This is a genomic window from Povalibacter sp. (genome assembly GCF_036735925.1).
Lineage (GTDB): Bacteria > Pseudomonadota > Gammaproteobacteria > Steroidobacterales > Steroidobacteraceae > Steroidobacter.
Window position 1 is genome coordinate 1 of record NZ_DAINNK010000116.1, and the last position, 11,134, is coordinate 11,134.

General features: G+C 63.0%; 11 protein-coding genes and 1 other RNA gene. 6 read left to right on the forward strand and 6 right to left on the reverse strand.

Annotation, left to right across the window (positions count from 1 at the left end; all coding sequences use genetic code 11):
- From V7D81_RS21695 to hrcA, 3 genes are all read right to left on the reverse strand, one after another.
- On the reverse strand, positions 1-906 hold a 906-nt coding region (locus V7D81_RS21695; RefSeq protein ID WP_324320242.1), incomplete at its 3' end, for an Hsp70 family protein.
- 203 nt (positions 907-1,109) lie between these two features.
- Positions 1,110-1,631, reverse strand: a complete 522-nt coding sequence (gene grpE, locus V7D81_RS21700; RefSeq protein WP_324320244.1) for a nucleotide exchange factor GrpE — start codon at positions 1,629-1,631, stop codon at positions 1,110-1,112.
- An 83-nt stretch (positions 1,632-1,714) separates the two neighbouring features.
- Positions 1,715-2,773, reverse strand: a complete 1,059-nt coding sequence (gene hrcA, locus V7D81_RS21705) for a heat-inducible transcriptional repressor HrcA (protein WP_324320245.1) — start codon at positions 2,771-2,773, stop codon at positions 1,715-1,717.
- Positions 2,774-2,974: 201 nt separating this feature from the next.
- Here hrcA and V7D81_RS21710 point away from each other — a divergent pair, with 201 nt between their 5' ends.
- Positions 2,975-3,889, forward strand: coding sequence for an NAD(+) kinase (locus V7D81_RS21710; RefSeq protein ID WP_324320247.1), 915 nt, complete (start codon positions 2,975-2,977; stop codon positions 3,887-3,889).
- A gap of 14 nt (positions 3,890-3,903) precedes the next feature.
- The gene (gene recN / locus V7D81_RS21715) at positions 3,904-5,625 is read left to right on the forward strand and encodes a DNA repair protein RecN (RefSeq protein WP_324320249.1); all 1,722 of its coding nucleotides are present in this window, start codon (positions 3,904-3,906) and stop codon (positions 5,623-5,625) included.
- A gap of 68 nt (positions 5,626-5,693) precedes the next feature.
- Here recN and fur read toward each other — a convergent pair whose 3' ends face one another.
- A complete protein-coding gene (fur, locus tag V7D81_RS21720) occupies positions 5,694-6,143 on the reverse strand; it encodes a ferric iron uptake transcriptional regulator (protein WP_324320250.1) in 450 nt (149 codons plus the stop codon).
- A gap of 219 nt (positions 6,144-6,362) precedes the next feature.
- On the opposite strand from fur, the gene V7D81_RS21725 reads away from it, so the two are divergent.
- Positions 6,363-6,755 (forward strand): outer membrane protein assembly factor BamE, encoded by a 393-nt coding sequence (locus V7D81_RS21725; protein WP_324320252.1) that lies wholly within the window; start codon positions 6,363-6,365, stop codon positions 6,753-6,755.
- A gap of 8 nt (positions 6,756-6,763) precedes the next feature.
- Here V7D81_RS21725 and V7D81_RS21730 read toward each other — a convergent pair whose 3' ends face one another.
- Both V7D81_RS21730 and V7D81_RS21735 read right to left on the reverse strand, forming a co-directional pair.
- Positions 6,764-7,075: an RnfH family protein gene (locus tag V7D81_RS21730; protein ID WP_324320254.1), complete on the reverse strand. Its 312-nt coding sequence runs from the start codon at positions 7,073-7,075 to the stop codon at positions 6,764-6,766.
- The gene (locus tag V7D81_RS21735) at positions 7,059-7,550 is read right to left on the reverse strand and encodes a type II toxin-antitoxin system RatA family toxin (protein WP_324320256.1); all 492 of its coding nucleotides are present in this window, start codon (positions 7,548-7,550) and stop codon (positions 7,059-7,061) included. The genes V7D81_RS21730 and V7D81_RS21735 overlap by 17 nt, the downstream gene beginning before the upstream one ends.
- Before the next feature lie 36 nt (positions 7,551-7,586).
- Between V7D81_RS21735 and smpB the strand changes: the two genes are divergently transcribed.
- The 3 genes from smpB (at position 7,587) to ssrA (ending at position 10,745) form a co-directional block, all read left to right on the forward strand.
- The gene (gene smpB / locus V7D81_RS21740; protein WP_324320258.1) at positions 7,587-8,090 is read left to right on the forward strand and encodes an SsrA-binding protein SmpB; all 504 of its coding nucleotides are present in this window, start codon (positions 7,587-7,589) and stop codon (positions 8,088-8,090) included.
- 189 nt (positions 8,091-8,279) lie between these two features.
- Positions 8,280-10,313 carry a PQQ-dependent dehydrogenase, methanol/ethanol family gene (locus tag V7D81_RS21745; protein ID WP_324320260.1) on the forward strand — a complete coding sequence of 678 codons (2,034 nt, stop codon included), beginning with the start codon at positions 8,280-8,282 and terminating at the stop codon, positions 10,311-10,313.
- Positions 10,314-10,391: 78 nt separating this feature from the next.
- Positions 10,392-10,745: a transfer-messenger RNA gene (gene ssrA / locus V7D81_RS21750) on the forward strand.
- The last annotated feature ends 389 nt before the right edge of the window (positions 10,746-11,134 follow it).

Genomic DNA, 11,134 nt, shown 5'->3' on the forward strand with positions numbered 1-11,134 from the left:
GCGCGTGAGCTTGATGTTCAGGTGCTTGGGGCCGGAGGCATCCGCCGTGATGTACGGCAGGTTGATCTCGGTCTGCTGACTGGACGACAGCTCGATCTTCGCCTTCTCCGCCGCTTCCTTCAGGCGCTGCAGCGCGAGCGGATCGCGACGCACGTCGACGCCGCTCTCCTTCTTAAACTCGTCGCCGAGGTAATCGATGATGACCTTGTCGAAGTCCTCGCCGCCGAGGAACGTGTCGCCGTTGGTCGCGAGCACTTCGAACTGACGCTCACCGTCGACATCGGCCACTTCGATGATGGAAATATCGAACGTGCCGCCGCCCAGGTCGTACACGGCGATCTTGCGATCACCGCCCTGCTTGTCCATGCCATAGGCAAGGGCCGCCGCGGTCGGCTCGTTGATGATGCGCTTGACGTTCAGGCCCGCGATGCGGCCGGCGTCCTTGGTCGCCTGGCGCTGCGAGTCGTTGAAATACGCCGGAACGGTGACGACGGCTTCGGTCACCGGCTCGCCCAGGAAATCCTCGGCGGTCTTCTTCATCTTCATGAGCACGCGCGCCGAGATCTCGGGCGGCGCCATCTTCTTGCCCTGGGCATCGACCCAGGCGTCGCCGTTGTCGGCCTTGACGATCTTGTAGGGCACCATGCCCACATCCTTCTGCACCACGTCGTCCTCGAAACGGCGACCGATGAGGCGCTTGATGGCGAACAGGGTGTTGTGCGGATTGGTGACGGCCTGGCGCTTGGCCGACTGACCGACCAGGACTTCATCGTCCTTGGTGAACGCGACGATCGAAGGCGTGGTGCGATCACCTTCGCTGTTTTCGATCACGCGCGGCTTGCCGCCTTCCATGATCGCCACGCACGAATTGGTCGTGCCGAGATCGATGCCGATGACCTTACCCATGTGCCTCAACTCCTACGCGAAACGTGTTTTGAAAACGGTGCAAATCAGGTGCAACTGGCGGACTAGATGCGGACCCTTGCGGGGCTTTCAAGGCGATTCCTCTTCTGTAGGTCAGGCTTTAGCCTGACACGTCCGCAGGCCGGCTGAAGCCGGCCCCACAACCGGAAACCTCATATCCAACTCATTGCTACAGAAGTAATTTTTTACGGCTCCCGGGCGACGATGACGCGTGCCGGGCGCAGCAGGCGACCATTGAGCTGATACCCCTTCTGCACCACCTGCAGAACCGTGTTGGACACATGCTCGGCGGACGGCTGGGCCACCATCGCCTCGTGCAGTTCGGGATTGAACGTCTCGCCCTGCGGCTGGATTTCCACCAGCCCGGCCTTTTCGAAGGCCTTCGACAGCAGCTTCAGCGTCGCCTCGGTGCCGGCGCGCAGCGTCTCGATGTTGCCCGAGGCATCCACGCCCAGTTCCAGACTGTCCTTCACGCCGATCAGGTCATTGGCGAACCGGTCGACGGCGTACTTGTGCGCCTGCTCGACCTCGCGGGCCGAACGCTTGCGGACATTCTCCAGTTCGGCCAGCGCCCGCATGTACAGGTCCTTGTTCTCCAGCGCGCGCACTTCCGCCGCCTCGAGCGCCGCTTTCAGCGCAGCCACATCGACGGGCTCCTCACCTGCGGCCGGATTGTCGGAAGGTTGGAACTGGTGGTCTGCAGTCATGTCGTCTCCATCGGTGCAATAGGCGGCCGCGGCCGGAAGGCCGGGCAATCGATTTCGGGAATCTGCGGCTGGGTGCCGTGAATTCAAGACCGCTGGTTCAGCGCCGAACCCAGCAGTTTCGCGGTGATATCGACGATGGGGATGACACGTTCGTACGCCATCCGCGTCGGACCGATCACGCCCAGCACGCCCACCACTTCCTGGTCCAGCGTGTACGGGGCGGTGACGATACTGCAATCGTCCAGGATCGTGTGACCGGATTCGTGGCCAATGAAGATCTGTACGCCTTCGGCCTTCAGACTGTGGTCGAGCAGGTTGAGGATGTCGCGCTGCTGGGTGAAGGCGTCGAACAGCCGGCGCAGCTTCTCGACGTTGGAGAGTTCGGCGAAATCCATCAGGTTGGTCTCGCCCGCCATCACGTATTCCATCTTGCCGGCGACGGGGGTGTCGACTACCTGCTGCGCCAGCATGATCGCATCGAGCATCAGCTGGTTCAGGGTCTCGCGCGTCTCCTTGAGCTGGGCCACCAGCCGCTCGCGGATGGTCGACAGCTCCCGGCCGGCGAGTTCCTGGTTCAGATAGTTCGAGGCACGGCGCAGTTCGTCGGCGGTGTAACGGCGCTCGAGTTGCAGGATGCGGTTCTGCACTTCCCTACCGTTCACGATCATCACCGCCAGCACGCGGTTGTCGGACAGCGGAATGAATTCGATCTGGCTCAGGGACGCGTGACTCTGGCGCGGCAGCGTCACGACACCCGCCATCCGCGTCACGCTGGACAGCATTCGCGACGCCGCGGCAACGAGCGCCTTCGGATTGTCGACGTGCTCGCCGAGATGCGTCTGGATCTGTGCCACCTTGGCGTCTTCCAGCGGTTCGTACCTGAGCAGCGTATCGACGAAGAAGCGGTAGCCCTTGTCGGTGGGAATGCGCCCGGCGGACGTATGCGGAGAGGTAACGAAGCCCAGCGTCTCCAGATCCGCCATGACATTGCGGATCGTCGCCGCGCTGAGCGTGAGGCCGACATCGCGTGACAACGTGCGCGAGCCCACCGGCTGACCGTCGCGAATGTAGTTTTCGACGAGCCGCTTCAGCAGTTGCTGGGCTCGTTCGTTGAGCAGGTCCTCGCCGGTCTCTGGACTCATCGTCGATCGTAAGCAGTGTCTTGCGGGTTACGCGGTACTGACGTCACTCAAACCCATGTGACAGAAGGCATTTTGCCTGCATCCTGAAGGACGCCGGCGAAACTAGCACGGCGCCTGACGGTGTCAAGCGACAGGCTTGGCGACACACCGGATGCCATCCGGCTCCACGTCCTTCATCGGCGCATGCTAAAACAGCGGCCCATGTCGCCCACCGCAGAATCATTCAAATCCATCGCCCTGGTCGGCAACCATCACGATTCGCGGGTCGGCGAATCCATGCTGATTCTGGCCACCTACCTGCACGGCCGCGGCTGCCGCATCCTGCTTGCGTCGGACGCGGAACTCGACGTCGGCTCCCTGCCCATCGAACGTCATCCCGAAAAAAATCTCGGCAGTAACGTGGACCTGATCGTCGCCGTCGGCGGCGACGGCACGATGCTGAGCGCGGCGCGTCTGGCAGCACCTTTTGGCGTTCCGGTGCTGGGCGTGAATCGCGGCCGGCTCGGCTTCCTGGCCGACATCACCCCGAGCGACATCCGCGAGCGGCTGGACGACGTGCTGGGCGGCCGCTATGTGAAGGATCAGCGCGCCATGCTGCAGGCCACCCTGATTCGCGCCAATCTGGAAACCTGTCAGGGCCAGGCGCTGAACGACGTCGTCGTGCAAAAATGGCAGACCGGCCGGATGCTGGATTTCGAAACCTGGATCGACGGCCGCTACGTGAACAGTCACGGCGGCGATGGCCTCGTGATCGCCACCGCGACCGGCTCGACGGCCTATGCGCTCTCGTGCGGCGGTCCGATCCTGTATCCGGAACTCGACGCCACCGTGCTCGCGCCGATCTGTCCGCATACGCTGTCGGACCGGCCCATCGTCATCCGAAGTTCCGCCACCATCGAAGTACGGCTGGTCGACCGCCCCGAGGCCAATGCCCACATCACCTGCGACGGCGTATCGCTGGGAGAACTGGAGGTCGGCGATCGTCTGCTCGTCACCCGCGCCGCCACCAGCGTGACGCTGCTGCATCCGCCGGATCACGATTACTACCGCATCCTGCGCTCCAAGCTGCGCTGGGGCCGCGGTGATCGCATGCTGCCGGGCAGTTCGACGGACTGATTTCCAGGAATTCCGTGCTCACTCATATACAGATTCGCGATTTCGCGATCATCGACGCCGTGGAACTCGAACTGGGCCGCGGCCTCACCGTGCTGACCGGTGAAACGGGCGCCGGCAAATCCATTCTGGTGGATGCCCTGCTGCTCGCCGCCGGCGGGCGCGCGGGTGCGGAGGTGGTTCGGCACGGCACCGATCGTGCCGAGGTTTCCGCCACCTTCAGTATTGCCGGCAACAACGCGGCCATCGAATGGCTCAACGAACAGGCCATCGAGCATGAAGGCGAATGCGTCCTGCGCCGCGTCGTCGCCGCCGACGGGCGCTCGCGCGCCTACGTGAACGGCCAGGCCATGTCGGTGCAGTCGCTGCGTCAGCTCGGCGAAACGCTGGTCGACGTTCACGGCCAGATGGAATATCAGTCGCTGATGCGTCGTGCGCCGCAGCGCGAATTGCTGGATCGGAATGGCGATCACTCCCCGCTCGTCGCCGCTGTCGCCGCTCAATGGCAGACGCTCGCCTCGCTGCGAGCGGAACGCGACGAGGCGCAGGCGACGGCCCGGGATCGCACGACGCGGCTGGAAATGCTGCGATTTCATCTCGGCGAACTCGCAGGCCTCGACCTGAAGCCCGGTGAAATCGAGGAACTGGCGATCGAACGCACGCGTCTGTCGCAGCGCGGCCGGCTCGCCGAAGGTGCCCGTGCAATCGTGCAACTGCTGCGCGAAGCGGAAGACTCGAGCGCGGAACAAACCGTCTCCCGCGCATTGTCGATTGCCCGCACGCTGGCCGATCTCGACACTCAATTTGCCCCGATGGCGCGGCTCATCGATGAATCGCTGATCGCGCTGCGCGAAGGCGTCGAATCGGTCGAACGCTACGAGTCCTCGCTCGATGCCGATCCGGGCCGGCAGGAATGGGTCGAACAGCGGCTCGCAGCGGCCGAAGGACTCGCACGCAAGCATCGCGTCGAACCGGCCGGGTTGATTACGACTCGCGAACATCTCGAGGCGGAACTGAGCCGACTGGAGTCGCTCGATGCGTCGCTCGAAGCCATCGAAGCGAAACTCATCGAAGCCGAGAAAACCTTTCGCGCGGCCTGCAGCAAGCTGTCGAGCGCACGCAAATCCGCGGCAGCGGAACTGAGCGACCGTGTGACCGCGCTGATGCAGAGCCTCGGCATGCCGGGCGGCAAGTTCCAGGTTTCGGTATCGCCATTGCCGGCCGACTCCGCGGGACAACATGGCGCCGACGACATCGAATTCCTGGTGAGCGCCAATCCCGGCCAGCCGCCGCGGGCGCTGGCGAAAGTCGCCTCTGGCGGTGAGTTGTCCCGTATCAGCCTGGCGGTCCAGGTTGCCGCCGCACAGACCGACACCCTGCCCTGCCTGGTCTTCGATGAAGTCGATGCCGGTGTCGGCGGCGGCGTCGCGGAAATCGTGGGACGCCAGTTGCGTACGCTGGGCTCACGCACCCAGGTTCTCTGCGTCACGCATCTGCCGCAGGTAGCCAGTCAGGCGCACGCCCATGTACGCGTCGCCAAACTCACCGATGGCAAGACGACGCGGACGTCATTGCATCCACTCACCGATGCGGAACGAACCGAGGAAATTGCCCGGATGCTGGGCGGCGTCGACATCACGGCCCAGGCGCGCGCGCATGCCGCAGAAATGTTGCAGGCGGCGCGGGCTCCGGAAGAAAAGCCGAAAGCGTCGCGGGCTTCGCGACGCTCGAAGGGCTGACGGTGCTGTGGGCCGGCTTCAGCCGGCCTGTAAGGAGTCAGGCTGAAGCCTGACCTACAGGAAGAAGCCTAGCTCGCCTTGCCGCTGCGCCCGCCACCCGTGTGCGACGGACAACCCGGCCGGCCGCAACGGCCATAGAGGATCATCGAGTGATCGACGAGCTGGTACCCCAGCTTCGCGGCCACTTCCTTCTGACGCGTCTCGATGCCGGCATCCATGAACTCTTCGACGCGGCCGCAGTCCAGACAGACGATGTGATCGTGGTGCTCGCCCTCGTTGAGTTCGAACACCGCCGTCGTCCCTTCGAAATGATGGCGCGTGACCAGCCCCGCAGCTTCGAACTGGGTGAGCACGCGATACACCGTGGCAAGGCCGATGTCTTCGTGAGACTCCAGCAGATGCTTGTAGATGTCTTCGGCACTCATGTGCCGCGGTTTCGCGGTGCCGAGAATTTCCAGAATCTTGATGCGGGGGAGCGTGACCTTGAGTCCGGCCCGGCGCAAATCATTGGTTTCCACGTTCCTGCTCCTCAAGTTTCCCGCGCCCTGCGACCGAGCGTCTCAGGCAGTTTCCCGGCACGGACTCAGGCGTTGCCGGCTTCTCGCTGCATACTCGGGCCACTGCAGCGTTGCCGGAGCCTTTTGAGTATCATGCCGGCCGCATTATCACGCACTCGCCAGACTCGCTCCACCCTTCGAAGGGGATGCGTCGGCGATCGCTTACGCCGAGGTCGTTGAATGATCCCTTCCGCATCCGCTGCGACAGCATTTTCCCGCGCGAAACGGCTGCTCGCCGGCGTGCTGATCCTCGTCTTTCTGGGCGGTTGCGTGCATCGCATCGACATCCAGCAGGGCAATTTCCTCGAAGCCAAGGATCTCGACCGCGTCGCCGTCGGCATGACCCGCATCCAGGTCCGGGCGCTGCTCGGTACGCCGATGGTCGCCGACCCGTTCGAAACCTGGCGTTGGGACTACGTCTACTATCTCAAGAAGGGGCGGCTGAAGAAGCCTCAGTACCGCCAGTTCACGGTGTACTTCGAAGAGGACAAGGTCGTTCGCATCGACCGCTCCGACAAGTCGCCCGAACAGAAAGCCGAAAGCGCGACGGCCTCCGCCGCGACGCAGACCTGACGACGGACTTACTTACGATATCGGCCGACGGGATTGCGCGCGGCGGCCTGACGGCGCGACTGCTTGGGATCGGCGATCAACGGGCGCAGGATCTCGACTCGATCACCCTCGCCCACGGGCTGCGTCAGCGGCACGACCCGACCGAAGATCGCGCATTGCAGCGGCTGTGTCGCGATGGCGGGAAACTCCGCCGCGAGTCCCGACTTCATCACGGCTTCCTCGACGCTCGCACCGCTCGGCAGCCGCAGGTCCACCGTCGATTGCCGCTCCGGCAGCGCATAGACGACCCGCACGCGGACCTTCTCAGTCGGTGGCGCCATATACCGCCCGCGCCCGGGCCACGAAGGCATCGACGAGTTGCGCGCAACTCTTCTCGAAAGTCTTGGACAGCATCATCGAGAGCACCGGATTCGAGAACTCGAACCGGATGGTCAGACCGATCTTCGTGCCGCGATCGCCGATGGGATCGAACGTCCAACGCCCTTCCAACACCTTGAACGGACCGTCGACCAGTCGCAGATCCATGCGATGCGGGGGTTCGAGAATATTGCGGGTCGTGAATTTCTCCTTGAACCCGGAACGCTCCATTTCGAGCTGGCCCGTCACTTCGGTGGCTGTGCGCCCGACCAGCTTGGCATCGGACACCCAGGGAACGAACTGCGGATACCGCTCGATGTCTTCCACGAGGGCAAACATCTGGGCGGGTGTGTAAGGAACGAGGGCACTGCGTTCGACCTTGCGCATCGCAGGGATGCTACTGCCCATCGCCGCATCGATCCATCCTTCCGCCGTCATCTCCGCTACAATCCGCCGCCCCGCAAGATCGCCCAGATGACTGCCAAAACGCCCGCCAAATCCGCCAAGAAGTCGTCGGCCAAGGACAATCCGCTGATCGCCGACAATCGTCGCGCGCGTCACGACTACTTCATCGAAGAGACGTACGAAGCGGGCCTGGCGCTGATGGGCTGGGAAGTGAAGAGCCTGCGCGCCGGTCGCGCACAGCTCAAAGAGTCCTATGTGTTTCTGAAGGACACCGAGGCCTATCTGTTCGGCGCGCATATCTCGGCGCTGCCGACCGCTTCCACTCATGTCATTCCCGATCCGATCCGGACCCGCAAGCTGCTGCTCAATCGTGCTGAACTGAATCGGCTCATCGGTGCGGTCGAGCGCCGCGGCTATACGCTGATACCGCTCGACCTGTATTGGAAGAACGGTCGCGTCAAACTCAAACTGGGACTCGCGAAAGGCAAGAAGGAACACGACAAGCGCGACACTTCCAAGGAACGCGACTGGCAGCGCGAGAAGTCCCGCCTGATGAAACACTCCCGACGCTGACGTTGCCGCGAGGCACGGGCCGGCGGTATCGTCGGCTCAATAGAAGAACCGGTACGGGCCTTTCAGCCCGACACAGAGGGGGTTTTCGTGTTCGCCAGATCGATCGCGATTGCGGCGGCGGCTGTCGCCGTCTGTGGCTGTCAGCCCAAATCATCTGCTCCCGATGACGCACCCGCCGGATCCGCGCAGGTGGACTCTGCGCGCCTCGTCGCTGCGGACTCCGATTCGCGCAACTGGCTCAGCTACGGACGCACTTACTCGGAACAGCGATTCTCGCCGCTGGCGAAAATCGACAAGACCAGCATCAAGGACCTGGGCCTCGCGTGGTTTCTCGATCTCGACACGCATCGCGGACAGGAAGCGACGCCGCTGGTGATCGACGGCGTCATGTATTCCACGAGCGCCTGGAGCAAGATTCAGGCGCTGGATGCGGCCACCGGCAAACTGCTCTGGCAATTCGATCCGAAAGTTCCGGGCGAAACAGGCGTGAAGGCCTGCTGCGATACCGTCAATCGCGGTGTTGCAGCGAATCGCGGCAAGCTTTTTCTCGGCACGCTCGATGGCAGGTTGATTGCGATTGATGCCGTTACCGGCAAAGAAATCTGGTCGGTCGTGACGGTCGACCAGTCGAAGCCGTACACGATCACCGGCGCCCCGCGCGTCATCAAAGACAAGGTTCTGATTGGCAACGGCGGAGCCGAGTTCGGCGTGCGCGGATACATCTCGGCCTACGACACCGAGACCGGCAAGCAACTCTGGCGCTTCTACACCGTCCCCGGCGATCCATCCCTGCCCTTCGAATCGAAGGAACTCGAAGCAGCGGCGAAAACCTGGAAAGGCGAATGGTGGAAATCGGGCGGCGGCGGCACCGTGTGGGATGCGATGGCGTACGACCCCGAACTCGATCTTCTCTATATCGGTACGGGCAATGGCTCGCCGTGGAATCAGAAGATCCGCAGCCCGGGCGGCGGCGACAACCTGTTCCTGAGTTCCATCGTCGCCCTCAGACCCGACACGGGCGAATACGTGTGGCACTACCAGACCACACCCGGCGAAACGTGGGATTACACGGCCACGCAACACATCATCCTTGCCGACCTGACGCTCGATGGGCGGAAGCGCAAGGTGCTGATGCAGGCGCCCAAGAATGGCTTCTTCTACGTACTGGACCGCACCGACGGCAAACTGATCTCGGCGCAACCCTACGCGACGATCAACTGGGCGAGCAGTGTCGATCTCGCGACGGGCCGGCCGATCGAGAATCCCGAAGCGCGTTACCCGGACCCGGCACAACCGTCGCTCGTGATGCCCGGCCCGCTCGGGGCGCACAACTGGCATCCGATGTCGTTCAGTCCGCTGACAGGACTGGTCTACATCCCGGCGCAGGAAACGGGGTACGCATACATGGATGCCGCGAAGTACGAACCTCGCGCGCTCGGTTTCAATGTCGGCACCGACATGACGGTCGCGACGATGCCGCAGGATGCGCCGACGAAGTCGGCCATGCTTGCAGGCGTGCGCGGTTATCTGCAGGCGCGGGATCCGGTCACGCAGAAAGTGATCTGGTCGGTCGCACACGAGAGCTCGTGGAATGGCGGCGTGCTCTCCACGGCCGGCGACCTGGTTTTCCAGGGCAACGCGATGGGTGAACTGGTCGCCTACGATGCACGGAATGGCGAGAAACTCTGGAGCTTTCCGGCGCAGACCGGCGTGGTCGCACCGCCCATGAGCTATGAAGTGAATGGCGAGCAATACATCGCCGTAGTCGCCGGATGGGGCGGCGCCATGCCGCTGACGGGCGGCGACGCTGCCCGCAAAGGCGCGATCAACGAGAACCGCAGCCGCGTTCTCGCATTCAAGATTGGCGGAAGCAGCGAACTGCCGGCACTCCCGGCGCCAGGAAACATCGGCGCGCCGCCGCCGAGAATGAAAGAAGCCGCCAGCGTCGCCGCGGGCAAGAACACCTATCTGCGCTTCTGCGCCGTATGCCATGGCGATGCCGCGATCGGATCCGGCGTCACGCCGGATCTGCGTCATTCGCCGATCATCCAGAGCGCCGATGCATGGAAGGCCATCGTGATCGACGGGAACCGCAAGGACCGCGGCATGGTGAGCTTCATGCCAGTGATGTCAGCGGCCGAGGCCGAGAACGTTCGTGTGTATGTGATTGATCGGGCGAACGACGAGCGGGATGAAGCCGTCGCCGCTCAGACTGCACACTGAACCGAAGACGTCCGCACACAAGATGTTTGCACTGCGACTTGTTATTCCGCGCGCCGCCCCTACACTACTCGGGCTCTTGGGGGCGACCGGCTTCGACGTGGGTGGCGAAACTCCAGGTGCATGCCGAGTTGTAAGTAACTCGTAAAACTGCTTACAAACTTATAGTTGCAAACGAAGACAACTACGCTCTGGCGGCTTAATCCCGCCTAACCCTCGCCTGGTATGTGCTTGTGCATCCAGAATCGAGGGACGCGCTCACAAGCTCGCGACTCCAGTGTGCTCCAGGCTGGAACGCTAAAACGCTCTGAAGCTGGCCGCGCGTCTTCCCTGCTCTTCGGGTAGCGAGTGGCGAGATACAAAGAATGAGCTAAGCATGTAGATCTTGTAGCGTAGTGCTTACGGACGCGGGTTCGATTCCCGCCGCCTCCACCACTCCATCCTTTCGGGGCCCGCTCAGGGCCCCGAAAATTCCAGGCAGATTCGTACCGGCGAACCGCATTCATCCGAGAGTACGGGCTCGCACTACGTCCGTGCGAGGCACCACGCCTATCGTCACTGGAAACTGCTATTCGGGATTCGGAGTACGTCGGCCGTGCCCGCACTTACGTTCGCGACGTCGCCTGATTCCACATCCCTGTCTCCGCACTGCCGCTCGCGCGGCAGTGCGGAGCGAACAGACATTCCTTTGTCTGCGTGAACGCATGACTCACCTTCCGTTGCTGATTACTGGAACATTCCCTTCGATTTACCCTGCCGCAGCACGCCAACCACGACTCCTTCGATAGTCAGCGACTGCTCCTTCAGATCGACCTTGATCGGCT

Coding starts and splice junctions, on each gene's coding strand:
- V7D81_RS21725 (WP_324320252.1), top strand. CDS start 6,363: ATGATCCCTTCCGCATCCGCTGCGACAGCATTTTCCCGCGCGAAACGG.
- hrcA (WP_324320245.1), bottom strand. CDS start 2,773: ATGAGTCCAGAGACCGGCGAGGACCTGCTCAACGAACGAGCCCAGCAA.
- grpE (WP_324320244.1), bottom strand. CDS start 1,631: ATGACTGCAGACCACCAGTTCCAACCTTCCGACAATCCGGCCGCAGGT.
- V7D81_RS21730 (WP_324320254.1), bottom strand. CDS start 7,075: ATGGCGCCACCGACTGAGAAGGTCCGCGTGCGGGTCGTCTATGCGCTG.
- V7D81_RS21710 (WP_324320247.1), top strand. CDS start 2,975: ATGTCGCCCACCGCAGAATCATTCAAATCCATCGCCCTGGTCGGCAAC.
- smpB (WP_324320258.1), top strand. CDS start 7,587: ATGACTGCCAAAACGCCCGCCAAATCCGCCAAGAAGTCGTCGGCCAAG.
- V7D81_RS21735 (WP_324320256.1), bottom strand. CDS start 7,550: ATGACGGCGGAAGGATGGATCGATGCGGCGATGGGCAGTAGCATCCCT.